Genomic DNA, 25926 nt, shown 5'->3' on the forward strand with positions numbered 1-25926 from the left:
TAACTCAGGACAACGAGTTCAGTTCGGCGACGAAGTCGTAGGCGTCGCCGCGATAATAGGATTGCGTCACTTCCACCGCCCGGCCGTCCCGCAGGAAGCCGCGCCGCTCGATCAGCAGGCCGGCGTCCTTGATGGGAACGCCCAGCAGGTCGGCCTGTTCGGCGCCGAACAGCACCGCCCGCAGCCGCTGCAGCGCGCGCACGGGCCGATGGCCGGTCGCTTCGAGAGCCTCGTAGAGCGACGTGCCGACCGCCTCGGTGGAGGGCAGGGCGAAGGCGGCGATGGTCGTATATTCCACCGCCATCGGGGCCCCGTCGGCATAACGGATCCGGGCGAAGCGATAGACCGAGGCGCCGGGCGACAGGCCCAGGGTCAGCGATTCTTCCGGGTTCACCTGGCCTTCGCTGCGGCTGATCCACTCGCTGCGCGGCACGCGACCGCGCGAGATCATGTCCTCGGTGAAGGACGACAGCTTCGAGAAGCTCTTTTCCACCCGCGCGGCGACGAAGGTGCCCGCGCCTTGGCGGCGCGTCAGCAGGCCCTCGCTGACCAGCCCGTCCAGCGCCTTGCGGACGGTGATGCGCGAGATGCTGAATTCGTCGGCCAGGTCGCGTTCGGCGGGCAGGGCGTCGTCGGGCGACAGCACCTTCTTCTGGATCGCCTCGCGCAGGGCGCGCTGCAATTGCTTGTACAGGGGGGCGTGATCGCCATTGGCGTCGAGCCGTCCAATTCGTTCAGCAAACGTCATTTCACAGCCCTCCCTTCAATCCCGTCCCCGCGAGCAATCCGGCGGCGTTCTACGCCCGCTTCGATAGCATATGACCATTTTCATACCAATAAGAACATGGTCTGCAATTGGTTTCTTTTTGGCCTTGTCAGATGAAAAATTTCCGTCACAGTCATCTTCCGAGGCTTGAGAAGTACCACGTTCCACGGGTTTTCCGAGGTTGATTGGTATCGAATTGGTCTTTGGGGTTTGGCTCGCGGTCCGAGCGGCTGAGCATATGGGGAGAATTGAACTATGAAGAATTTCCACAAGGCCGTTCTGGCCGCCTCCGCTAGCGCCATGGCGGTCATCGCCGCCGCGCCGGCCCTGGCGCAAGACAGCAGCGCCGTCGAGGAAGTGGTCGTCACCGGCATCCGCGCCTCGCTGCTGCAGTCCATCGAATCCAAGCGCCGCGCCGACGCCATCGTCGATGTCGTCACCGCCGAGGACGTGGGCAAGTTCCCGAGCACCAACGTCGCCGAGGCGCTGACCATCGTTCCCGGCGTCACCGTCGACCGGGCGTTCGGCCAAGGCGAAAAGGTCAGCATCCTGGGCACCGACCCGGCGCTGAACCGCACCCTGCTGAACGGCCAGACCGTCGCCTCCGCCGACTGGTTCATCCTCGACTCGCCGGGTCGCACCTTCAACTACGCCCTGCTCGCGCCGCAGATCGTCGGCAAGGTCGAGGTCTTCAAGTCGCCCGAGCCGCGCATCGACGAAGGCAGCATCGGCGGTACGGTCATCGTCAACACCCGCAAGCCGCTGGACCTGAAGTCGGGCCTGATCGCCGGCGCGGTGAGCTATCTCTACAATGACCGCTCGAAGAAGGGCGACGCCCAGGGCTCTCTGCTGGTCAGCTGGAAGAACGACGCCCAGACCTTCGGGGCCAGCTTCTCGGTGCAACGCGCCGAAGATCAGCTGCGTCGCGACGGCGTCGAGAGCTACGGCACCATCGCCGCCAACCAGTGGGCCGGCGGCAACCCGGACAATCCGGTCGACTCACGCACTCGCGGCTGCACCGGGTCGTGCGCCACGACCCTGACGGCCAATCTGAACGCCCGCGGCCCGAACGCCTTCGGCACGTCGTACTTCGAGCAAGGCCGCGTGCGCACCACCTACACCACGGCCCTGCAGTGGAAGCCGACCGACGCCCTGTCGCTCGAGTTCAACTGGCTGAAGATCGACGCCACCTACGACAACACCAACCAGTCGATGTACGCCTTCCAGGGCAACACCTGGAACAGCCTGGGCGCCCTGACCGACCTGACCGTCAAGGACGGCGTCGTCACCAAGGCCTCGTTCAACAACGCCCTCAGCGTTCTGGACGTGCAGTACCGCGAAGCCGGGCTGAAGTCCGACACCTACCACCTGAAGGGCGGCTACAAGGGCGACGGCTGGGACCTGAACGGTGAGATCGGCAAGTCGACCGCCGACGGCGGCACCAAGCGTCAGGTCTTCCTCGAGTTCCTGAACTGGGCCAACTACACCGTCGACCTGTCGGGCGCGCCGAAGACCCCGGGCAACCTGTCCTACACGACCAACGTGCTGGGCAATCCGGCCGCCTTCGCGACCGATCCAGGCTGGAGCGGCAACCTCGTTTCCAAGCCGACCAGCGACGAAGAGAAGTACGCCCAGATCGACCTGGGCAAGGACTTCGACGGCGTCATCCAGCGCGTCCAGGTCGGCTACAAGCGTCGTGAGCACGAGACCGGTCAGCAATATGCCGGCATCGCCATCACCGGCGTCGCCGCCCCGGCCTCGCTGTTCAGCGCCAGCCAGGTCCCGGGCAACTACCTGAAGGGCTTCGACGGCGTAAACGACCAGATGAGCAACCGCTTCCGTATCAGCGGTCAGTCGATGGTCGACTACGTCCAGAGCGGCAAGTGGCTGGCGGCTGGCGCTTCGATGCCCCAACCGTCGATCTTCGCCGCCGCCGAGTTCACGGCCGGCAACTGGAACATCGAAGAAAACATCGACGCCGCCTACGCCCAGGCCAATTTCAAGGCCGACAACATTCGCGGTAACTTCGGCGTCCGCTACGTGAAAACCTCGGTCAACAGCGCCGGTTACGTCTGCAAGCCCGGCGCGGCCTGCAACGCCGCCGCCGACTGGACCTGGAACACCACCAAGAAGAGCTACGACAACGTCCTGCCCAGCGTGAACATCATCGTCGACGCCCGCGAGGACCTGGTGTTCCGCTTCGCGGCCGCCCAGGTGATCGCCCGCCCGAACTACGCCGACATGACCAACTATTTCTGGCTGTCGGACGGTATCCTGACCGGTGGCGGCGGCAACCCGGCCCTGGATCCCTACAAGTCGAGCAACTTCAACGCCTCGGCCGAGTGGTACTTCCAGCCGCAAGCCATCCTGTCGGCCGAAGTCTTCTACAAGGACATCAACAACTACATCCTGACGCAGACCCAGCCGGAGTCGTACTTCAACCAGTCGCAAGGCCGCGTCACGACCTATCAGATCAGCCGTCCGTTCAACGCGGGCACGGCCGAGGTGAAGGGTCTGGCGGTCGCCTACCAGCAGAACTTCGCCCACGGCTTCGGCCTGCTGGCCAACTACACCTATGCCGATGCGTCCGGTAAGGACGGCGCCCCGCTGCCGTACAACTCGAAGAACCAGATCAACATCAGCCCCTTCTATGAAATGGGTCCGTTCTCGGCCCGGGCGACGTTCAACTGGCGCTCGAAGTACTTCACCGGTGTCGACCGCGGCGACAACATGTTCGTCCGCGCCCAGAAGAGCCTGGACGCCACCGTCGGCTACGCGGTGAACCAGAACATCACGGTGTCGGTCTCGGGCCAGAACCTGCTCGACACCGAGTACTACGCCTATGCCAACACCACGGCCCTGGCGCGCGGTGTGTACCGCACGGGCCGCAAGCTGCAGGCCACGCTGAACGTCAGCTTCTAAGACGTTCCGCGGCGGAGGCTTCGGGATATCTCGAAGTCTCCGGCCACGGCGCAATTGATCCAACCTCTCCTGACTGCAAGCATGGAGCTGGGGCGGGATAGCCTGGCTATCCCGCCCGCTTTTTGTCGCCTGTTTCCCGTGAGGCCGCGTGACCAAGACCTCGTTCAGCACCGTCGCCGTTTCGGCGTTCGCCCTCGTCGCCGCGCTCGGCGCGACAGCCGCCCACGCCGAGTCCGCGGCCCTGACCCTGACCCCCGCGCCGGCCAAGGCGGTCCGCGCCGAGGGGACCTTCAAGCTTTCCGCCGCCTCCCGCATCTCCGTCGCCAAGGGTGACGTCGAGGCCAAGGGCGTGGCCAATCAGCTGGCCGACCTGATCCAGCGCTCGCGCGGCTTCCGCCCGGCTGTGGTTGAAGGTGGCCCCTCCGCCAGCGCCATCGTCCTGACCCGTGAGGGGCCGGCCGGCGAGGCCTACAAGCTCGACATCGGCCCGGACGCCGTGACCATCGCCGCCGCCAAGCGCGCGGGCCTGTTCTACGGCGCCATGTCGTTGTGGCAGTTGGCGACGCCGGACGCCGCCAAGGGGCCGGTCGCCATCCCCGCCGCGTCGATCGAGGACGCCCCGCGCTTCGCCTGGCGCGGCCTGATGGTCGACAGCGCCCGCCACTTCCAGTCGATCGCCACGCTAAAGGCGGTCATCGACACGATGGCGGCGCACAAGATGAACACCTTCCACTGGCACCTGGTCGACGACCAGGGCTGGCGGCTGGAGATCAAGAAGTATCCGAAACTGACGCAGGTGGCCGGCTGGCGGCGCGACCCCGGCGCGGCCGTGAACGATCCCAAGTACGGCGGCTTCTACACCCAGGACCAGGCCCGCGAGCTGGTCGCCTACGCCGCCGCCCGCAACATCACCATCGTGCCGGAGATCGAGACCCCGGGCCACGCCCTGGCGCCGATCGTGGCCTATCCCGCGCTGGGCACGGCCGCGCCGGACGCCAGCAAGATGGGGGATTGGGGCGTCTTCCCCTGGCTCTACAACACCGACGACACGACCTTCGCCTTCCTCGACGACGTGCTGAGCGAGGTGATGGACATCTTCCCGTCGCCCTTCATCCATGTGGGTGGCGACGAGGCGGTCAAGGACCAGTGGAAGGCCAGCCCGAAGATCCAGGCCAAGATCAAGGAACTGGGTCTCAAGGACGAGCACGAGCTGCAAAGCTGGTTCATCCAGCGCGTCGGCAAGAGCCTGGACAAACGCGGCCGTCGCCTGATCGGCTGGGACGAGATCCTGGAAGGCGGCCTGGCGCCCAACGCCACGGTGATGTCCTGGCGCGGGATCGACGGGGCCATCGCCGCGGCCAAGGCCGGCCATGACACGGTGCTGTCGCCGCACCCGACCCTCTATCTGGACCATCGCCAGAGCGCCTCGCCCGACGAGCCCACCGGTCGTGGTCTGATCGTCACCCTGAAGGACGTCTACGCCTTCGATCCGGCGCCGGCCCAGCTGACCCCCGACGAGCGCAAGCACATCCTCGGCGTCCAGGCCAATGTCTGGACCGAGCACATGCAGACCGACACGCGCATGCAGCAGATGGCCTTCCCGCGCGCCATCGCCCTGGCCGAACGGGCCTGGACGCGGGAAGAGGGCGCCAGCTGGGACGATTTCGCCCGCCGCCTGCCCGCCGAGATGGCGCGGCTGAAGGTGCTGGGCGTCACCGCCAATACCGTGCCGTTCGAGCCCGGCGCCAAGCTGTCGGCGGGCGAGGGCGGCAAGACGCAGCTCGACCTGGCCTCGCCGCTGGGCGTGGGCCAGGTGCGTTACACCACCGACGGCAAGGCCCCGACGGCCAGCTCGACCGCCTATGCCGGCCCCCTGGCGCTGGCGGCCGGGACCACGGTCAAGGCCCGCGCATATGTTGGCGACCAGGCCCTGGGCCGCGAGCGGGTGATCGAGGTCGATCCGGCCGCGCTCCAGACCCGCGCGAGCGGCCAGCTGAAGCGCTGCACCAGCCACGTGCCGCTGCTGATGATCGATGACGCCCCGGCCGCTTTCGACAAGCGGGCGATGTTCGATGTCGACATCTTCAACCCGTGCTGGATCTGGGAAGGCGCGGACCTGTCGAAGGGCGCGTTGCTGACCGCCCGCGTCGGCCAGATCCCGTTCAACTTCCAGGTCGGCAAGGACCGGGAGAAGATTCCGCTACGTGCGCCGGCCACGCCGGGCGGTGAGCTGGAAGTGCGGCTCGGCTGCACCGGCGAGCGCATCGCCGCCATCCCGCTGGGCGACTCGGCGAAAAATCCGGCCCTGTCGACAGTCAGCGGCCGTTTGCCCGCCCAGTCGGGCAAGGTCGATCTTTGCTTCAGCTTCACGAGCAAGACGCTGGATCCGTTCTGGGTCCTTGACCGCGTCACCGTGAAGCCCGCGAACTGAATCCGCGAAGAAGAGTAGCTGCCGTGTCCAATCTGGTTCTTTCCGCCCCGATGAAGGGTTGGCTCGCGGCGTTGGACGAGACGCCGGACGCGGTGTTCGCCGAGCGCATGCTGGGCGACGGGCTGGCGATCGATCCGCTCGACTCGACGCTGCACGCACCTTGTGACGCGGTCGTCACCACGGTGCACCGGGCCCGCCACGCCGTGACCCTACGCGCCGCCAATGGCGTCGAGATCCTGATGCATGTGGGCCTGGAGACGGTGGCGCTGAACGGCGAGGGCTTTAGCGTCTTCGTCAAGGAAGGCCAGAGCGTGAAGGCCGGCGACAAGCTGCTGGGCTTCGATCTGGACTTGCTGGCTCAGCGGGCCCGCAGCCTGATCACCCCGGTGGTGATCACCAATCTGGACGCCTTCGAGATCGTCCGCCGCGACCAGGACCGCGCCATCTCGGTCGGTGACTTCCTGATGGAGCTGTCGCCGATCGGCGGCGCGGTAGCCGCGAGCCAAGTGGCGGCCGGCGAGGTCGCCCGCGAGGTCATTGTACCCCTGATGCATGGTGTCCACGCCCGTCCGGCCGCCCGCATCGCCGAGACGGCGCGCAGGTTCGTGGCCGAGACGGCGCTGGTGGCGGTCAACCGCCGGGCCAGCGCCAAGAGCCCGGTGGGCGTGATGTCCCTGGCCATCCGCCATGGCGACACGATCCAGGTCGTGGCCGCCGGCATGGACGCCGACGCGGCCATCCAGGCTATCGCCGAGCTGATCGAAAGCGGCATGGGCGAAGGGGCTCCGGTTCCCGCCAAGAGCGCCGCTGCGGTCGTGGCTGAGGTGCCGACGGGCCCCACGGAACCGCCGCGCGATGGCGTCCTGAAGGGCGTGCTGGCCGCGCCGGGCCTGGCGATCGGCAAGGCCGTGCGCCTGGCCTCGTCGGACATCGTGGTGCGTGAAGCCGGCGAGGGCGTCGCCCACGAGGAAGCCGCGCTGGCCGTCGCCATCGACAAGGTCCGCGCCAAGATCGAGGCCAACGCGGCTAAGGGAGACAAGGCCCGCAAGGCGATCCTGGGCGCTCACCTGGCCTTCCTGGAAGACCCCGAACTGTCGGCCGGCGCCCGCCGCCTGATCGGCGAGGGCAAGAGCGCCGGCTTTGCCTGGCGCAAGGCGGTCGGCGGCTATGTCGATGCCCTGCGCGGCCTGGGCGACCGCCGCCTGGCCGAACGCGTCGACGACCTCGTGGACCTTGAGCGCCAGGTGCTCAAAGCGCTGACCGGCGAGGACGACGACACGACCATCCTGCCGCCGGGCTCGATCTTGCTCGCCGACGAACTGCTGCCTTCACAGCTGATGGGCGTGGATCCGGGCGCGGTGGCCGGCTTCGCCACCGCCCGCGGCGGCCCGACCTCGCACGTGGCGATCCTGGCCGCGGCCATGGGCATTCCGGCCCTGGTCGCCCTGGGCGGCGGCGTGCTCGGCGTCGAGGACGGCGCGGCCCTGATCCTGGACGCCGACAGCGGGACGCTCCGAGTCGCCCCCGACGCGCCCGCTCTGGAAGCGGCCCAGACCGCCCTGGCCCAGCGCCAGGAGCGCCGCGCCGCCGCCAAGGCCGCCGCGCACGATCCCTGCGTCACGCTGGACGGGACCCGCATCGAGGTCTTCGCCAACACCGGCTCGGTCAATGACGCCCTGGCCGCCGTGGCCAACGGCGCGGAGGGCTCTGGCCTGCTGCGCACCGAGTTCCTGTTCCTGGACCGCGAGACCCCGCCGGACGAGGACGAGCAGGCCCGCCAGTACCAGGCCATCGCCTCGGCCCTGGACGGCAAGCCGCTGATCATCCGCACGCTGGATGTAGGCGGCGACAAGGCCGCGCCGTACCTGCCGATCCCGGCCGAGGAGAACCCGGCGCTTGGCCTGCGCGGCGTGCGTGTGTCGCTGTGGCGGCCGCACCTGCTCAAGACCCAGCTGCGCGCCATCCTGCGTGTGAAGCCACCCCAAGGCCAAAAGGGTAGCCAGTGCAAGATCATGGTCCCGATGGTCGGCAGCCTGGACGAGCTGCGCGCCGTCCGCGCCGTGCTGGACGAGGCCAAGCGCGAGATGGGCGTGGTCGCGCCCATCGAGCTGGGAGTGATGATCGAGACCCCGGCCGCCGCCGTCACCGCCGACCTGATCGCCGCCGAGGCCGACTTCCTGTCGATCGGCACCAACGACCTGACCCAGTACGTGCTGGCCATGGACCGGGGTAACCCGGAGCTGGCCGCGCGCATCGACGCCATGCATCCGGCGGTGCTGCGGATGATCGACCAGACCTGCCGTGGGGCGCAAAAGCATCACCGCTGGGTCGGCGTCTGCGGGGGCCTCGCCTCCGACATCGCCGCCACCGCCATCCTGCTGGGCCTTGGGGTCACCGAGCTTTCCACCACGGCGTCCATCGCGCCCGAGGTCAAAGCCAAGGTGCGGACCTTGTCCCTCGACGCCTGTCGCGACCTCGCCCAGCAAGCGCTCAATCAGACGTCCCCCGAGGCCGTGCGCGCCTTGGCCAAAAGCTTCGGAGCCTGATCCCGATGAAGTCTCCGCTCGAGATCCTCCAGCCCCTGGGCCGGGCCCTGATGCTGCCGATCGCGGTGCTGCCGGTGGCGGCGCTGCTGCTGCGCATCGGCCAGACCGACCTGCTGGGCGCGCCGGGTCTGGCCGCCATGACCCACGGCGTCTCGCTGAGCATCGCCAACACCTTCAGCGCCGCTGGTGGCGCCATCTTCGGAAGCCTGGGCCTGATCTTCGCGATCGGCGTGGCCGTGGGCCTGGCCAAGGAGAACCATGGCGCGGCCGGGCTCGCGGGCGTCGTCTGCTACGTGATCGCCACCAAGGGCGTCGACGCCTTGATGGTCGTGCCGCCCGATGTCACCGCCAAGGTGGTCGAGGGGGCCAAGGACCTGACGGCGGCGGCCTGGAAGGCCAAGGAGATCGGCAAGCTATCGATCCCGGTCGGCATCCTGTCAGGGGTGATCAGCGGCTGGCTGTACAACCGCTACAGAAACATCAAGCTGCCGGAATATCTGGCCTTTTTCGGCGGTCGTCGTTTCGTGCCGATCGTGGCCGGCCTGGCGGGCGTGATCCTGGCCCTGGTGTTCGGGTCCAGCTGGAGCACGCTGGAAGCGGGCGTCGACGGGCTGAGCGGCCTGGTCACGGCCTCGGGCGATCTGGGCCTGTTCGTCTTCGGTCTGTTCAATCGCCTGCTGATCGTCACGGGCCTGCACCACATCCTCAACAACGTGGTCTGGTTCATCCTGGGCGATTTCAACGGCGTCACCGGCGACCTCAATCGCTTCGCCGCCGGCGACAAGACCGCTGGCGCGTTCATGAGCGGCTTCTTCCCGGTGATGATGTTCGGCCTGCCCGCCGCGTGCCTGGCCATGCTGCACACCGCCAAGCCCGAGCGCCGCAAGGCCGTCGCCGGCATGCTGGGGTCGCTGGCCCTGACCTCGTTCCTGACCGGGGTGACCGAGCCGATCGAGTTCACCTTCATGTTCCTGGCGCCGATGCTGTACGCCATCCACGCGGTGCTGACGGGCCTGTCCATGGCTCTGATGAACATCCTGAACGTGAAGCTGGGTTTCGGCTTCTCGGCGGGCCTGTTCGACTATGTCCTGAACTTCAACAAGGCCACCCATCCGCTGCTGCTGGTCCCGGTGGGCCTGGTCTATGGCGCGATCTATTACGGCGTCTTCCGCTTCGCCATCCAGCGTTTCAACCTGAAGACCCCGGGCCGCGAGGACGAGGAGACCGCCGCCGCCGAGACGGTCGCCACCGGCGGCGGCCGTGGCGCGGACTTCGTCCAGGCCCTGGGCGGCGCGGCCAATCTGACCAGCGTCGACGCCTGCACCACCCGCCTTCGCCTGATCGTCGCCGACCAAGGCGCCGTCAACGAGCCGGCGCTCAAGGCCCTCGGCGCCCGCGGGATCGTCAAGCCGTCGGACAAGGCGCTGCAGGTCGTGCTCGGCCCGATCGCCGACACCGTCGCCGGCGAGATCCGCGAGGCCCTAAACCAGCGGAATGGGGGCGCGCCAGCTCCGGCGGCCAAGTCGGTCACGACCGCCAAGGCCGCGCCGTCGGTGCTGCCCACCGTCGAGGACGACCAGAAGGCCCAGGCCTTGGCCGCCGCCCTCGGCGGAGCCGGCAACCTCAAGACCGTCGGGACGTGCTCCAGCCGCCTGCGGGTGGTGGTCGAGAACCCCGCCGGCATCGACGAGGCCGCGCTGGACGCCGCCGGCGTCAGAGGCGTCGTCCGCGTCGGCGAGCGCGCCATCCACGTGGTGCTGGGTCCCTCGGCCGAACGGGTCGGCGAAGCCCTTCGTTGCTTAATTTAGGGCGCTGCCCGTTCTAGCCGGCCAGCAGGTCGTGGATCTTGGCGTTCAGCTGCTCGGGCGCGAACGGCTTCATCAGGTAGCCATCGGCGCCGGCCTGCATGGCCATGACGATGCGGTCCAGGCGCCCCTCGCCGGTCAGCATCAGGATCGGAATGTCGGCGCATGCGTCGATCGATCGCAGGGCCCGCACAAGCTCGATTCCATCCGTGGTGGGCAGGCGGACGTCGAGGATGAACAGGGCCGGCGGGGCGCTCTGGACCTTGCCCAGCATCCGTTCGCCGGTCGCGAACACCTCGACGGAATAGCCTTGCGGAGCCAGCGCGGTCTGGAGAAACGCCAGGATCAGAGGGTCGTCATCGACGACGAAGATCATGGGCGCGACGGCGACTGACGGCATGGGGCATCCTGTCCGGGCGCTCGATCGCAGCGCAACGCCAGCCTTGCCGTGGGCGGCGGCGGGATCAAGAGGCCCCAGGTTGCATCGCGACTAACCCGCCCTTCACGCTTTTGCGCGACGGATAAGGCTTGAGCCCGCGTCCGGGCGGGACAGAAAGTCCGTGATGGCCGTTGAACACGACGAGATCGACGTCGCGACCTTGCGCGCGCGCCTTGACCGCATGACCCGCCTGGCCAAGGCCCAGGCCGCCCTGTCGGAAGCCGATCTCGATCTCGACGCCTTCATGCAGGCCATCGTCGAGCACCTGGCCGAGCTGACCGGCGCCAAGGGCGCGATCGTCGAGCTGGTCGACGGCGGCGACCTCGTCTACCGCGCCGCGACCGACCGCGGCCTGATCGGCACGCGTCTGAAGCGCGAGAACAGCTTCTCGGGCCGATGTGTCGCCACCGCCGAGGTGATGATCTGCGCCGACGCCATGACCGATGACCGCGTCGACCGCGAGGCCTGCGCGCGGGTGGGCGTGGGTTCGATGGTCTGCGCCCCGCTCATGCACGCGGCCGAGGCCCTGGGCGTGCTGAAGGTGTTTTCCGAGCACAAGAGCGCCTTCGACGACGACGATATCGAGATCCTGCGCGTGTTGGCCTCGCTGCTGGGGGCGGCGATGTCGCGCCAGCTGGCCTTCGAGCAGAACCGGCGTCTTCTGGCCGAGAAGACCGTGCAGGAGGAGCTGTTCGAGACGGCCTTCCACCACGCCCCGATCGGCATGGCCCTCGGGGACCTCCAGGGGCGGATCGTCAAGATCAACGGCGTGTTCTGCGACATCATCGGCTATTCGCCGGAAGAGGCGCGGGCGCTGGATTTCCGGACCCTGACCCATCCCGACGATATCGAGACCAGCCTGAGCTACATGAGTCAGCTGCTGGCCGGCGAGATCAAGCGCCACCAGGCCGAGAAGCGTTATGTCCGCAAGGACGGCGCCGAGATCTGGGTGCGGCTTTCGGTGTCGGTGGCGCGCGACGAGGACGGCCAGCCCAAGCACTTCATCGGCCAGATCCAGGACCTGACCAAAAAGCGAGCCATCGAGAACCGCTACCGGCTGATGGCGCAGAACGCGACCGATATCATCGTCACCAGCGACATGCGGGGCCTGGCGACCTTTGTCTCGCCGGCGTGCGAGGCGGTCACCGGCTATGCGCCCGAAGACATCGTCGGCCGCTCGTCCCTGTCGATCACCCACCCCGACGACCAGGATCTGGTCCGTGACGCCTTCGGCCGCCTGATCGCCGGCAAGGCCATCGAGCGGGTCCGCTGGCGCGTGCGCCACAAGCGCACCGGCGCGTGGACCTGGCTGGAATCCAATCCCGTCCTGGTGCGCGACGAGAGCACCGGCGCGGCGATCGGCTATCTGGACGTGCTGCGCGACGTCACCGCCCAGAAGGCGCAGGAGGACGCCCTGGCCCTGGCCCGCCTGGACGCCGAGGCCGCCATGCGCTCCAAGGCCGACTTCCTGGCCAACATGTCCCACGAGCTGCGCACGCCGTTGAACAGCATCATCGGCTTCACGCGCCTGCTGACCGAGAGCCGGGACCTCTCGGCCGAGGACCAGCGGCGGGTCGAACTGGCGCACGGCGCCGGCCAGGCCCTGCACGCCGTGATCGACAACGTGCTGGACTTCTCGAAGCTGGAGGCCGCCGCCCTGGAGCTGCACAAGGCCCCGTTCGACCCGGCCGAGCTGCTGCGCCAGACCGTCGGCATGCTGGAGCCGCAGGCCGCGGCCAAGGATCTGCGGCTGAAGACCATGATCGACGCCGACGCCCCGGCCCGCGTGGTCGGCGACGCCGGACGCGTGCGCCAGGTGCTGCTGAACCTGTTGTCCAACGCCGTCAAGTTCACGTCCAAGGGCGGGGTCACCGCCACGCTCGTTCGCCTGGGGGGCGACGCGACGGCGCCGCGCCTGCGAATCGAGATCGTCGACACGGGCTCGGGCATCGACGCTTCCAAACAGGCGGGCGTCTTCAACCGTTTTGTCCAGGCCGGCTCGTCGGTCTCGGCCCACTATGGCGGCACGGGCCTGGGCCTCGCCATTTCGCGCCAGCTGGTCGAGTTGATGGGCGGGGAGATCGGCGTCGAGAGCGCGCCGGGCAGGGGCTCGACCTTCTGGTTCGAACTGGCCCTGCCGGCCAGCGCCGTCGAGAGCGGGGGCAAGGCCGCGCCGGCCCCCGAACCGCTGCGCTTGCCCGGTCGCCGCATCCTGGTGGTCGACGACGTCGAGCTGAACCGCGAACTGATGCTGGCCTTGCTCAGCAAGTACGGCTGCGAGGTCGGACTGGCCGAGGACGGCGCCCAGGCGATCGAGGCCCTGCGCGCCACGCCCTTCGAACTGGTGCTGATGGACTGCCAGATGCCGGTCATGGACGGCTTCGCCGCCACCCGGGCGATCCGCGCCTCGAGGGCGGCGTTCGCCGACATCCCGATCGTGGCCCTGACCGCCAGCGCCCAGCCGGAGCACCTGGCCCGGTGCGAGGCGGTCGGCATGAACGACCACCTGACCAAGCCGCTGAACCCGGGCGCGCTGGAGCGGGTGCTGGAACTTGTCTTCCGGGCCGCTCCCCAGCCGGTCCGCGCGCGACCCGAGTCCGACGCCGGCGAGCAGGCCCGCCGTTATCTCGTCGAGTCGATGGGACCCGCGGCCGTCCGTTCGCTGCTGGCCATCCTGCTGGCCCAGTTGGAGAATCGCTTTTCCCAGCTGGACACCCAGACCGTGCGCGAGGACGCCCACGCCTTGGCCGGCTCGTCGGGCATGATGGGGTTCCTGGACCTGTCCAGGACCTGCCGCGACCTGGAGGCCGTGATCGAAGCGGGCGACGATCATGCCGCCGCGCTGAATTTGACACTGGACCTCGTCTCGCGAACGATCGGGGTCGCCCGGCGTTGGGAAGCCGAGCTCGCCGTCGCCGACGCGACGCCGCGCCGACACATGATGCACTGAGGAGAGTTCCGCTTGCCCGCGTCCGCCGCAGTCCTGGTGATCGATGACGACGCGGTGGTGCGCCAGTTCGTCGAGCTGGTCTTGACCCAGGCCGGCTACAACGTTTCGTCCGTGGCGACCGCCGAGCTGGGCGTCAAGGCCCTGCAGACCGCGCGCTGGGACCTCGTTCTGCTGGACATCAACATCCCCGACATGACCGGGTTGGAGGTGCTGCGCCTGCTGCGCAAGTACCAGAAGGTCAAGGCGGCGGTGATGATGATGACCGCGCGGGGCGACGTCGCCACCGTGCGCGAGGCCATGGCCGAAGGCGCCGACGGTTATCTGGTCAAGCCGTTCGGGCCGCGGGATCTGCTCAAGCGCGTCGAGGCCATGCTGAACCCCGACAAGTTCCGCGCCGCGCCCAAGGACGACGAGCGTCCCACCGTCCAGCTGGACTGATCACCAGCTCAGGTACAGCGCCTCGGACACGGTCTCGATGGGGCCGTTCAGCACCTTGGCGACAGCGGAATTGCCGCTGACCAACGACAGTCCGCGCCGATAGAGGTCCGTGGGCACGTCGGCGCGATAGACCGTCTCGCCCCGCTGGCCGTCGAACGACAGGGCCCAGCGCACGCCGCGTCGGTTCAGGTCGTCCAGCGCCGCGAACAGCGCCGCCTCGTCAACGCCGCCGATATAGCGCTGGTGGTTCCCGGCATAGGGCGGGTCCAGATAGACGAAATCGCCAGGCCGCGCGTCGGCCAGGGTCTCGCGATAGTCACGGGCCACGAAGCTGACCCCCTGGATCCGCGCCGACCAGGTCAGCACCGCCTTCTCGAAGCGGGCCGGCAGCATGCCCTTGCGCGACAGGTGGAACGAGTTGTTGAAGTCGCCGGCCTGGCTGAAACGAACGATGCCGTTGACGCAGGTGCGCATCAGGAAGTTCAGGTCGGTCGGACGCTTGTTGGCGTTGAAGCGCTCGCGCACGGCGTAGAAGTAGCCGGGCAGGTCATCCTGCAGCCGCCGCCACTGATCGGCATAGTCGGCGATCAGGGCCTGGGGCTCGTCGCGCGCCAACGTCCAGAAAGCGATCAGCGGGGCGTAGAGGTCGCTGGCCACCGCCCCGTCGCGGGCCAGGTGGTAGAGCACCGCGCCGCCGCCCAGGAAGGCCTCGACATAACGATCGTGCGGCGGCGCCAGCCGCGCGATCTCGGCGGCCTGGCTGCGCTTGCTGCCCGTCCATTTCAGGATCGACGGGACCGAGGCCGATGTCATGCTAGAGCCCTTTCCGGCCTGATCGAAACGATCAGTCGGATAAAAAGGGCTCTAAATCAAAAACCTGGAGCATTTTGTCGATCCGTTCGGATCGTAAAACGCTCCAGACCGGCACGCTGAGGCCTCCGGGTCCGCATCCGGCCGCCTCAGTCTGACTCGAAAGGCGGCGCTCGCCCCCGCCAATATCTGTCATTGCCCTGAAAAGCGGCCTCGATCGCCATGATCGCACGCGCGACATCCGAGGACAGGCGGTCGACGAGGGCGTGGTGCTTGTCGCGAACCGATGCGTCCCGTGGCGCCCGCTCCAAGGCGCCGGCGCATCGGAACAGGATCGTCTTTATCTGTCGCATCTCCGAAACGATCTTGGCGATTCGAGTGCGATCGACAGGGCCGAAATGTCGGCTGCCTCGCAGGCGGTGGCGCACGCAGGACTGGAGCCATTGGCCACGCGACATGCCGATCGATTGGCATTCCTCGTCCAGTCGCGCCATGTCGTCGGCCGACAGCCGTATCGTTACGCTTTCACCGGCGCCGTGGTCGGCCCGCGCTGGCGGAAAGGGAGGGACGTCCGCGCCTTCAGCCTTCAGCGCCTGCGCGACCAGCATCCGCAGGGCGGCTGAGCGACCGCCGCGGCCCGCGGCGAATTGATCAAACCGCGTGCGAAGTTCGTCGGGTAGCAGGAAGCCAAAGTGCGCCATATGCGTCGAAGCCGTCCGGTCTCCGGTGGCGCGGAGACTTAAATTCGTTGGCGCGAATATCGTCACACCACTGATCAAATTCGCGCAATAAGGTTTTGGTTTGTATCTTCAAAATTCATACAAACTAATCCGAGTCAAGAATTTACGGGTTAGTTTCCGGATGCTCAAAACCGTCATAAAAATGTATACATAATATGTTATTTCGCGAATGCGCGCGATTCAACCAAGGTGACTATCAATCTTGGGTATCCAGATAGACTCAGTATGAATTGTTATATCTCGTAAAAGATCGAACTCGATTGTTTCGGGCCGTGTGGCTCGTGTAATGACATCCGCGCTTCTGGAAAAAACTGTCACAATTGCCGACTAAATAGCTCGCAGGGCGTGAACGCCTGCGTTCGTCGCGGCTTGAGAAACCAGAGGGGCTCCTGTGAAGCTGTATAGAAACCTAATCCTCATGAGCTGCGCCGCGATGGCGCTGGCTGGCTGCGGATCCGAGGACATTTCGTCGCCGGGCACCGGTGGCAACGTCACCATCAACAACCCGACGACGCCGACCACGCCGACGACGCCGACCACGCCGACCGGCGTGACGCCGGCCTCGGGCTGCCCCACCATCGCCGATCCGCAAGGCCTCAAGGACGACGGCACGATCACCGGTCCGACCGGCACCTGGCGCGTCTGCACCCTGCCGTCGCGCATCAACCGCTCGATCACGCTGCCGAAGATCGCTGGCCTGCTGTATCAGATGGCCGGTCGTGTGGACGTGGGCGCCGATGGCGGCTTCACGAAGACGGCTTCCGACACCAACGTCACCCTGACCATCGAGCCGGGCGTCATCGTCTACGGCGGTTCGGGCGTGTCCTGGCTGGCCGTCAACCGCGGCAACAAGATCAACGCCGTAGGCACCGCGGCGAAGCCGATCATCTTCACCAGCCGTGACAACGTCCTGGGCCTGAACACCGAAACCTCGCAAGGCCAATGGGGCGGCGTGGTGCTGATGGGTCGCGGCAAGGTCACCGACTGCACCACCGGCTCGACCACCTCCGGCACCTGCGAGCGCCAGACCGAAGGCGCGGCGGATCCGGCCCTGTTCGGCGGCGCCGACGACACCGACAGCAGCGGCACGATGTCGTACGTGCAGATCCGCTACTCGGGCTACGTCCTGGGCTCGAACGTCGAACTGCAATCGCTGACGCCGTCGGGCATCGGCAGCGGCACGGTGATCGACCACATCCAGAGCTACAACAGCTCGGATGACGGCATGGAAGTCTTCGGTGGCGTCGCCAACGTGAAGTACTACATCTCGGTCGGCGCTGACGACGACAGCCTGGACTCGGACGTCGGCGCGACCGGCAACTTCCAGTACGGCCTGCTGATCCAGCGCCCCGGCGCCGGCGACGCCCTGATGGAAATCGACAGCAACGGTCGCGAAACCGAGCTGCCGCGCCAGACGCTGAAGCTCTCGAACTTCACGATGATCCAGAGCCAGGTCAGCAGCAACAACGAAGCCAACGACCTGGGTTCGATCCTGATCCGTGGCAACTCGGACGTCACGATCGCCAACAGCGTCATCAGCACGCCGAACAACGAATGCCTGCGCCTCAACGGCTCGGGCGCGACGCCGGCGACGCTGACCGCCCGCTCGTTCGTCATGAGCTGTAATTCGACCAAGTACCTCGGCACTGGCTCCTACAACGCCGCCGCCGTCGCCACTCAGTTCGGCACGGGTTCCAACAACAACAACGACGCGTTCACGTCGACGCTCAACGCGTTTGTCAACGGGGCCAATGAGCTGGCGGTCGCCGTGTTCAACGTGACGGGCCTGGGCGCGTTCTTCAGCCCCACCACCTACATCGGCGCCGTCAAGGACAGCAACGACACGTGGTGGGCCGGTTGGACCTGCAACAGCGCGGCGGCGAACTTCGGCTCGACGGGCACGAGCTGCACGTCGCTGCCGACCACCTAAAGCGACTCGACATCGTCGAAGCGGGGGCGGCCGGAGGACGGCTGCCCCCAAACTTTACTTATCTCACTCCCGGGGGGATCGGATATGATCACGCGGCGACTAACGTCCCTGTTGCTTCTCTCGACCGCGCTCTCAATGCCTTCCTGGGCCTTGGCGCAAAACGCCCCCTCGGCTAACGAGGCTTCGACGCCCGCCGCCGCCGCCGCGACGCCGGCGACGCAGTTCGAGCAACCCGAAGTCTCGATCCCCGGGATGGTTGATAGCGTCGTCATCACGGCGACCCGTACGGGCAATGTCGTCAGGACGGGCTCGCAGGTGGTCACGGTCCTGTCGGCGGCCGAGATCGCCCGGACCGGCGAAGGCAACATCGCCGGCGCCCTCAGCCGGGTCACCGGCCTGACCCTGGTCGGCAATGGCTATGTCTATGTCCGTGGTCTTGGCGACCGCTATTCGCTGGCGCTGCTCAACGGCTCGCCCCTGCCCAGCCCGGAGCCGCTCAAGCGTGTCGTCCCGCTGGACCTTTTCCCCAGCCGCGTCATCGCGTCCTCTCTGGTCCAGAAGAGCTATTCGGCGAACTTCCCGGGTGAATTCGGCGGCGGCGTGATCAACCTCACGACCAAGTCGATCCCGAAAGAAGGCTTCATCAGCATCGGCGGCACGGTTTCGGCCGATACCGAAACCACGAACCAGCTTGGCTACGACTACTACGGCAGCAAGACCGACTGGACCGGCTTCGATAACGGCAATCGCGACACGCCGTCGGCCCTGGCCGCCTTCCTGGCCAGCGGCGAGCGCATCAGCTCCGGCGCCGTCGACACCGCGCCGATCGCCAGTCAGCTGGTCAATAGCCGTAACGGCGTGGTTCAGAAGTGGAACCATCTGCCGGCGAACTTCTCGATGGACATCACCGCCGGCAAGCCCTTCGATCTCGACTCCGTCGATCTGGGCGTGATCGCCACCCTGGGCTACAGCAACCGCTGGACCACCCGCGACGCGCTCAGCCAGAGCTCGCTGCAAGCGGATCTGGCCGACCGGGAATCGGATTTCCGCCGGGTCAGCACCGACAACCGCGTGGTGCTGAACGGCCTGTTCGGGGCCTCGCTGGGCTTTGGCGACAACACGATCCGCTGGACCAATCTCTACGTTCACGACACGGTCAAGAGCGCGCGTCTGGCGCTCGGCAATCGGGGCGGCACGAGCGTCGACTTCATGCAGCAGAACACCGCTTGGTATGAGCGCCAGCTCGTCAACACCCAGCTGGTGGGCGAGTTCAAGCCGACGCCGAAGCTCAACGTGGATGTTCGCGCCAGCTACGCCAACACCAAGCGCGACGCGCCGGCCGAACTGTCGTTGGAATATGTCCGGACCAACACGTCCGCCGACCCCTTCGGCCAATATTTCGTCAACCGCCTGAACAACGGCAACGGCGGCGATGCTCGCATCAGCTATTCCGACCTGAGCGAGGATCTGTGGTCGGGCGGGGCCGACGCGACGTACAAGCTGGCCCCGGGTTTCGCGGCCACCGTGGGCTATGCCTACCTTCACACCGACCGCGACAGCTCGCGTCGCGACTTCCAGTTCCAGGCTCCGAACAGCTTCCCGCGCGGCGTCGACATGCTGCGCCCGGATCTCCTGCTGGCGCCCGCGATCATCCAGAACTTCGACATCGCGCTGGTCGAGACGAACGAAGGCAACCCCGCCTTCCGCGCCATGCTGCAAAACCACGCCGCCTACGCCAAGCTCAACGGCGCGGTCTTCGGCGACCTCGAGTTCGATGTCGGCCTTCGCTACGAGACGGCCCGCCAGAAGGTCGCTCCGATCCAGGTCTTCAACACGCCCGGCGCGTCGCTCGCATCGACTCGTTTGAATGATAACTATTGGCTGCCGTCGGCGACCATGACCTGGCACGTGAAGTCGGATTCGCAGCTGCGGCTCAGCGCGTCCAAGACGATCGCGCGTCCCCAGTTCCGCGAGTTGATCTACCAGTTCTACTTCGATCCCGACAGCAACCGCATGTATCGCGGCAACCCGCTGCTCGTCGACAGCAAGCTGACCAACGCCGAAGGGCGCTATGAGTGGTATTTCGCCACCGACCAGCGCCTGTCGGTCGCGGGCTTCTACAAGCAGATCGATCGTCCGATCGAGAGCTACGTCTCGGGCAGCGACCTGTCGACCAGCTTCGCCAACGCCCCCAAGGCCAGCCTCTACGGCGCTGAATTCGAAGCGCAGAAGTACTTCGATCTTTCGGGCTGGAAAGGCGACTTCTGGGCTAGCCGCCGCTTCGTGGCGATCGCCAACTACACCTACTCGAAGTCGGAGCTGAAGGTTTCGGCGGGCGACACCGTTTCGGTTTTCGCGGCCAGCTCGACCAAGGCGACCGACTATTTCACGGACGGCGCGCCCCTCACCGGCCAGTCGGACCATGTGGTCAACCTGCAGCTGGGCCTTGAGGACACCGATCGTCTCTCGCAGCAGACCCTGCTGATCAACTACGCCAGCAAGCGGGCCACGAGCCGCGGCCTGGTGAACAGCGGTCAACCCGACGTCGAAGCCTATCCGGGGACCCGCATCGACTTCGTCGCGCGTCAGGGCCTCGACCTGTGGGGGCGTGAAGTCGAGCTGAAGTTCGAGGCGCGCAACCTGACGGGCGTCGGCTACGAAGAGTACCAAAAGTCCGGGAAGAACCGCATCGACGTCAATACGTACGATGTCGGACGGTTCTTTTCGATCGGCGCTTCCGCGAAATTCTAAACATCGCGGGGAGGGGCGTTCAGCCCCTCCCCAGTGCGCGGACCCTGGGGCCGACCGCGCGCCGACCACGCTCCCGATCATCCGGATAGGGAGTGTTTGTCATGCGTTTGTCATTAAAGCGTCGCAGATCTGCGGCGCGGCCGCGCTAATCCGCTTTCCCTGAGAGCGACGTGTCGGCGGGCCCAATTGCATTTCCTTGACCTCATTCGTTCGCCCGGTCCCCGGCTGATCCTCGCGCTCGAGATCGCGTTGGTCCTGCTGCTGGCGGCGCAGTCGGCGCGCCTGGTCTGGGTCGTCGCGGCGCCCTCGGGCGTGGTCTCGGCCCCGAGCAGGGCGTCGCGCCCGCCCGCCGACCTTGGCGTCCTGGCACGGTTCGACGCCTTTGGCGCGGCCGGCGCCGTGGCGCGCGGTCCCGTCAGCGAGGGCTTCCGACTTTTCGGCGTCCGGTCCGGCGGCGCCGGTGGCGGATCCGCCATCATCGCCGGCGCGGACGGCGTGCAGAAATCCTACGCCGTGGGCGAAGCCATCGCCGACGGCGTGACCCTGGCCTCCGTCGCCGGGGATCATGTCGAACTTTCTCGCGGCGGCGCGCGCGCGACCCTCTCGTTCCCGGATTCTAAATGACCAAGGTCCATCCGTCGCGTTCAGTCCTGGTTGCCGTCGCCGCCGCTCTGGCCATGGGCTGCGTCGCGCTGCCCTCGGCGCCGGCGCTCGCCCAGACGCAGCTTCTCAACGTCCAGGACGCCGACATTCGGGTCTTCATCCAGGATGTCGCCAAGTCGACCGGAACGACCTTCATCATCGATCCGCGCGTCAAGGGCACGGTGACGGTGGCGAGCAACGGGCCGTTGAACCGCCGCGAGCTGTTCGAGGTGTTCCTCGCGACCCTGCGGGCCAATAACTTCGTGGCCACGCCGGCGGGCAACGGCGCCTATCGCATCGAGCCGTCCGAGAATGCGGCGCGCCAGCCGGCCACCGCCGGGGGCCAGTTCGCCACCGAGGTCTTCCGTCTGCGCACCCTCGACGCGGCCAGCGCCGTGGAGATGCTCAAGCCGTTGGTCGGGCCCCAGGGCCAGGTCGTGGCCAATCCGCGCGGCGCCGCCGTGGTCGTGGCGGACTACGCCGACAATGTGCGGCGGATCCGCGGGCTGTTGGCTCAGATCGACCAGGATCGGGCCGCCGTCCACACCGTCACACTGACCAACAGCTCGGCGCGCGAGATCGCCCAGGTGCTGAACGACATGCTGGCCTCCCCAGGCGCCGACGGCAAAGGCGGCCGCGGCGCGGTGACCGTCGTCCCGGTCGAAAGCAGCAATTCGGTGCTGCTGCGCGGCGACTCCGACGCGGTTTCACGCTTGCTGCCGGTGATCGCCGACCTGGATCGGCGCGCCGAGTCCAGCGATGACGTGCGGGTGGTCTTTCTGCGCCACGCCAACGCCGAGCAGATGCTGCCGGTGTTGCAACAGCTGGTGGGGCAGAGCACCGGCGCGGCGACCACGACCTCGTCGCGCGGGCTGGGAAGCTCACGGTCCGCGACCGGCGCGGGGAGCACGACGTCGCCGACCGCTTCGGCCACGCCGGCCACCGTCGCGCCATCGAGCGGGGCCCAGGCCACCGTCGCGCGCTTTCCGGGCGCCAACGCCTTGATCATCAACGCCCCGCCAGAAACCCAGCGCACCCTGGCGGAGGTCATTCGCCAACTGGACATTCGTCGCGAGCAGGTCCTGGTCGAGGCCATCGTCGTCGAGGTCACCGACGGAACCGCCAAGCAATTGGGCGTGCAGTTCCTGTTGGGCGGCGCCAACGGCACCATCCCCTTCGTCGCCACCAACTACACCAACGCCACGCCGAGCCTGCTGCCGCTCGTCGGGGCGGCCGCGAGCACCAAGAACGGAACGGACTCCGAGAGCCTGACGTCCCTGCGCGACGCCGCCGTCAGTTCGTTGCTGACCGCGTCGGGCGTCACCTCGGGCGTCGTCGGCCGCAGCGGCGATCTGCTGTTCGGCGCGATCATCAACGCGGTCAAGAAAGACTCGGGATCCAATCTTCTGTCGACGCCGTCGATCATGACGCTGGACAACGAGGAAGCCCGCATTCTGGTCGGCCAGGAGGTGCCCATCACCACCGGCGAGGTGCTGGGAGATTCGAACTCGAACCCCTTCCGCACGATCCAGCGCCAGAACGTCGGCATCCAGCTGGAGGTGAAGCCGCAGATCAACGCCGGCGGCGGCATCACCCTGTTCCTCCGCCAAGAGGTCTCCAGCGTCGCGGGGCCGGTCAGCGTCGGCTCCAGCGAGCTGATCATCAACAAGCGCGAGATCGAGACGACGGCCCTGGTCGACGACGGCGACATCGTGGTGCTGGGCGGCCTCCTCGACCAGCAGGAGACGCGGTCCGTGCAGCGCACCCCGGTGCTCGGCGACGTCCCTGGCCTGGGGGCGCTGTTCCGCAGCACGGCGCGGGAGCGGAAGAAGACCAACCTGATGGTCTTCATTCGTCCTCGTATCATCCGCAGCGTCGCCGACGCCCGCAACATCACCGCGCCGCGCTACGACTACATGCGCAACCTGCCGCCCATGACCACGCCGGACGGCGACAATTCGCTGGACGCCGTCATGCGCGACTACCTGAACGTGGCGCGTCCCGTCGCTTCTCCCGTCGCTTCTCCTGTTTCGGCCGCGCCGCGATCGGCCGCTCCCCAGCCGACGACGACGCCATGACCGCGCCGATGCTCGCCTACGGCTTCGCCAAGCGTAACGGGGTGGTTTTGCTATCCGTGGGCGAGCGGGCGGTGATCGGCGTACGGGAGGGCTTCGACCCCGCCGCCCTGGTCGAGGTGCGTCGGGCGATCGGGGCGCCGTTGGTGATCGAGGCCATGTCGGCGCCGGTGTTCGATCGCAAGTTTTCCGAGGTCTATGCCGGCGCGGGCCTGGCCTCGGCGTCGAGCGCCGACAGCCTCAACCTCGATGGCGGACTTGGTCTCCTGCTCGAGGACATGCCGGCCGCGGCGGACCTTCTCGACCCGCAGGACGACGCGCCGATCATCCGGCTGATCAACGGCCTGATCGCCGAGGCGGTGCGGCTGGGGGCGTCCGACATCCATATCGAGCCCTTCGAGCAGGCCCTGATCGTACGGCTGCGCATCGATGGCGTGCTCAGCGAGGTGCTGAGCCTGTCGCCACGCATCGCCGCGATGCTGGTTTCGCGGGTCAAGGTGATGGCCAAGCTGGACATCGCCGAAAAGCGCCTGCCGCAGGACGGCCGGATCTCCCTGGCCCTCGGCGGCAAGAGCCTGGACGTCCGCGTCTCGACCCTGCCGGCCCGCATGGGCGAGCGGGTGGTCATGCGCATCCTGGACAAGGACCAGGCCGGCCTTCGGCTCGCGGACCTCGGCATGTCGCCCACCGTCCTGACCGCCCTGGAGGCGGCGGTGCGCGAACCGCATGGGATCATCCTGGTCACCGGCCCCACCGGCTCGGGCAAGACCACGACGCTCTACGCGGCCCTGGCGGTGCTGAACGACAACAGCCGCAACATCCTGACGATCGAGGACCCGGTCGAATACGCCGTGCACGGCATCGGCCAGACCCAGGTCAACACCAAGGTCGGCATGACCTTCGCGGCCGGCCTGAGGGCCATTCTCCGGCAGGATCCCGATGTGGTCATGGTCGGCGAGATCCGCGACTCCGAGACCGCCCAGATCGCCGTCCAGGCCAGTTTGACGGGCCACCTGGTGCTGTCGACCGTCCACACCAACGACGCGGCCGGCGCCGTCGTTCGTCTGCGCGACATGGGGGTTGAACCCTTTCTGCTGGCCTCGACCCTCCGGCTGATCATCGCCCAGCGGCTGGTGCGACGGTTGTGCGAGCACTGCCGGGCGCCGGAACCCGCGGACGCCGCGACGGCCGCCCTGGTCGGGGTCGAGGTGGGCGACGTCCTGCACCGACCGGTGGGCTGCGCCCATTGCGCCCATACCGGCTACCAGGGACGGATCGGCATCTACGAGGCGCTGCGAGTCGATGACCGGCTGCGCCGCCTGATCGGCGGCAACGCGACCGAGCAGGAGATCACGGCGGCGGGCCTGGATCGTGACCTTGGGCAGGAAGCGCGACGCTACATTCTGGCGGGCCTGACGACCGTGGAGGAAGCGCTGCGGATCACGGGGCAGGGGGCGCGCGATGGCGACCTTTGACTATGTGGCGCTCGACCTGGCGGGCCGCACGCGTCGCGGCCAGCTGAAGGCCATCGACGAGGCCGCCGCGGCCGGTCAGCTGGAGCGACGTCAGCTGGCGCCGGTGAAGATCATGACCGCCGTCGCCAAGCCGGCCGTCGGCGGCGCCCAGGCGTTCGGCCGCGGGCTGAGCGCCAAGGACAGGTCCATGTTCACGCGCCAGCTGGCGACGCTGACCTCGGTCTCGACGCTGGAGGAGGCGTTGCGCACCATCGCCCTCCAGGCCGACAAGCCGAAGCTGAAGCAGGTGATCGGCGAGGTTCATGCCGCGGTTCTGGAGGGCTACCGGCTTTCGGACGCGATGGCGCGTCCCGCCAAGGCCTTTCCCCCGCTCTACCGAGCCATGGTCTCGGCGGGCGAGTCGTCCGGCGCGCTGCCGACCATCTTGGATCGCCTGGCCGACCTCCTGGAACAGCAACAACAGGTCCGGGCCAAGATCACCACGGCGCTGGTCTATCCGATCGTCCTGGCCCTGGTCGCCTGCCTGGTGGTGGCGGCCCTGATGATCTTCGTGATCCCCAAGGTGGTCGAGCAGTTCGACTCGATGGGCCAGACCCTTCCGCTGCTGACCCGGCTGGTGATCGGGCTGTCGGCGGGGTTGCAGACCTTTGGCTGGCTGATCGCCGCGAGCATCGCGATCGCCGTGTTCGCGTTCCTGCGCGCCCTGCGTCATCGCCCGTTCAAGCTGGCCGTGGACCGGGGATTGCTGCGGCTGCCGCTGCTGGGTCGGTTGATCCGGGACGTCCACGCGGCGCGGTTGGCGCGGACCCTGGCCACCATGGTCGCCAGCGGCCTGCCCATGCTCGAGGGCCTGATGCTCACCGCCGGCACCGTGCGCAACGCCGTCCTGAGGGCGGCGATCGACGACATGATCGCCGCCATCCGCGAGGGCGGAGCGTTGTCGGTGGCCATGCGCCGCGTCGAGGTGTTTCCGCCGGTGCTGGTCTACATGACCGCCAGCGGCGAGAGCAGCGGCCGCGTCGAAGCGATGCTGATGCGGGCGGCCGACTATCTGGAGCGGGAGTTCGAGACCTTCACCGCGACGCTCCTCAGCCTGCTGGAACCGGCCATCATCGTTCTGCTGGGCGGCGTGGTGGCGACGATCGTCCTGTCGATCCTGCTGCCCATCCTGCAGATCAACAATCTGGCCTTGAACTAGGAAGCGTA

The 25926-nt window shown here is 67.4% G+C and carries 16 protein-coding genes; 12 read left to right on the forward strand and 4 right to left on the reverse strand.

Translation table 11 applies throughout. From position 1 onward, the window contains the following. Positions 1-4: 4 nt before the first annotated feature. Positions 5-748 carry a GntR family transcriptional regulator gene (locus ACW173_RS10475; RefSeq protein WP_492085167.1) on the reverse strand — a complete coding sequence of 248 codons (744 nt, stop codon included), beginning with the start codon at positions 746-748 and terminating at the stop codon, positions 5-7. A gap of 273 nt (positions 749-1021) precedes the next feature. Here ACW173_RS10475 and ACW173_RS10480 point away from each other — a divergent pair, with 273 nt between their 5' ends. From ACW173_RS10480 to nagE, 4 genes are all read left to right on the forward strand, one after another. After that, complete coding sequence (locus tag ACW173_RS10480) at positions 1022-3688, forward strand: TonB-dependent receptor (RefSeq protein ID WP_492085168.1); 2667 nt, start codon at positions 1022-1024, stop codon at positions 3686-3688. A gap of 148 nt (positions 3689-3836) precedes the next feature. Continuing rightward, positions 3837-6119: a family 20 glycosylhydrolase gene (locus tag ACW173_RS10485; RefSeq protein WP_492085170.1), complete on the forward strand. Its 2283-nt coding sequence runs from the start codon at positions 3837-3839 to the stop codon at positions 6117-6119. A gap of 50 nt (positions 6120-6169) precedes the next feature. After that, complete coding sequence (ptsP, locus tag ACW173_RS10490; RefSeq protein ID WP_492085972.1) at positions 6170-8665, forward strand: phosphoenolpyruvate--protein phosphotransferase; 2496 nt, start codon at positions 6170-6172, stop codon at positions 8663-8665. 5 nt (positions 8666-8670) lie between these two features. Next, a complete protein-coding gene (nagE, locus tag ACW173_RS10495; RefSeq protein WP_492085171.1) occupies positions 8671-10473 on the forward strand; it encodes an N-acetylglucosamine-specific PTS transporter subunit IIBC in 1803 nt (600 codons plus the stop codon). A 13-nt stretch (positions 10474-10486) separates the two neighbouring features. Here nagE and ACW173_RS10500 read toward each other — a convergent pair whose 3' ends face one another. Beyond that, the gene (locus ACW173_RS10500; RefSeq protein ID WP_492085172.1) at positions 10487-10870 is read right to left on the reverse strand and encodes a response regulator transcription factor; all 384 of its coding nucleotides are present in this window, start codon (positions 10868-10870) and stop codon (positions 10487-10489) included. A 163-nt stretch (positions 10871-11033) separates the two neighbouring features. Between ACW173_RS10500 and ACW173_RS10505 the strand changes: the two genes are divergently transcribed. Together ACW173_RS10505 and ACW173_RS10510 are read left to right on the forward strand one after the other, a co-directional pair. Next, positions 11034-13859: a PAS domain S-box protein gene (locus ACW173_RS10505; RefSeq protein ID WP_492085174.1), complete on the forward strand. Its 2826-nt coding sequence runs from the start codon at positions 11034-11036 to the stop codon at positions 13857-13859. A 12-nt stretch (positions 13860-13871) separates the two neighbouring features. Continuing rightward, positions 13872-14297 (forward strand): response regulator transcription factor, encoded by a 426-nt coding sequence (locus ACW173_RS10510; RefSeq protein ID WP_492085176.1) that lies wholly within the window; start codon positions 13872-13874, stop codon positions 14295-14297. Here the strand turns inward: ACW173_RS10510 and ACW173_RS10515 are convergent, their stop codons facing one another. After that, complete coding sequence (locus tag ACW173_RS10515; RefSeq protein WP_492085177.1) at positions 14298-15110, reverse strand: DNA adenine methylase; 813 nt, start codon at positions 15108-15110, stop codon at positions 14298-14300. A 146-nt stretch (positions 15111-15256) separates the two neighbouring features. Then, complete coding sequence (locus ACW173_RS10520) at positions 15257-15808, reverse strand: hypothetical protein (RefSeq protein ID WP_492085179.1); 552 nt, start codon at positions 15806-15808, stop codon at positions 15257-15259. A gap of 430 nt (positions 15809-16238) precedes the next feature. Here ACW173_RS10520 and ACW173_RS10525 point away from each other — a divergent pair, with 430 nt between their 5' ends. The 6 genes from ACW173_RS10525 to gspF all read left to right on the forward strand — a co-directional run bounded on the left by ACW173_RS10525 (position 16239) and on the right by gspF (position 25918). Next, positions 16239-17777, forward strand: a complete 1539-nt coding sequence (locus tag ACW173_RS10525) for a beta-helix domain-containing protein (protein WP_492085181.1) — start codon at positions 16239-16241, stop codon at positions 17775-17777. Positions 17778-17861: 84 nt separating this feature from the next. Further along, positions 17862-20528, forward strand: a complete 2667-nt coding sequence (locus ACW173_RS10530; RefSeq protein ID WP_492085183.1) for a TonB-dependent receptor domain-containing protein — start codon at positions 17862-17864, stop codon at positions 20526-20528. Positions 20529-20714: 186 nt separating this feature from the next. Then, the gene (locus ACW173_RS10535; protein ID WP_492085185.1) at positions 20715-21152 is read left to right on the forward strand and encodes a type II secretion system protein N; all 438 of its coding nucleotides are present in this window, start codon (positions 20715-20717) and stop codon (positions 21150-21152) included. After that, positions 21149-23248, forward strand: a complete 2100-nt coding sequence (gspD, locus tag ACW173_RS10540) for a type II secretion system secretin GspD (RefSeq protein WP_492085187.1) — start codon at positions 21149-21151, stop codon at positions 23246-23248. The genes ACW173_RS10535 and gspD overlap by 4 nt, the downstream gene beginning before the upstream one ends. Beyond that, on the forward strand, positions 23245-24720 hold the full coding sequence (gene gspE / locus ACW173_RS10545; RefSeq protein WP_492085189.1) for a type II secretion system ATPase GspE: 1476 nt from the start codon (positions 23245-23247) through the stop codon (positions 24718-24720). The genes gspD and gspE overlap by 4 nt, the downstream gene beginning before the upstream one ends. Then, complete coding sequence (gspF, locus tag ACW173_RS10550; protein ID WP_492085191.1) at positions 24707-25918, forward strand: type II secretion system inner membrane protein GspF; 1212 nt, start codon at positions 24707-24709, stop codon at positions 25916-25918. The genes gspE and gspF overlap by 14 nt, the downstream gene beginning before the upstream one ends. The last annotated feature ends 8 nt before the right edge of the window (positions 25919-25926 follow it).

The sequence above is a fragment of the Caulobacter sp. ALps2 genome, assembly GCF_058681635.1.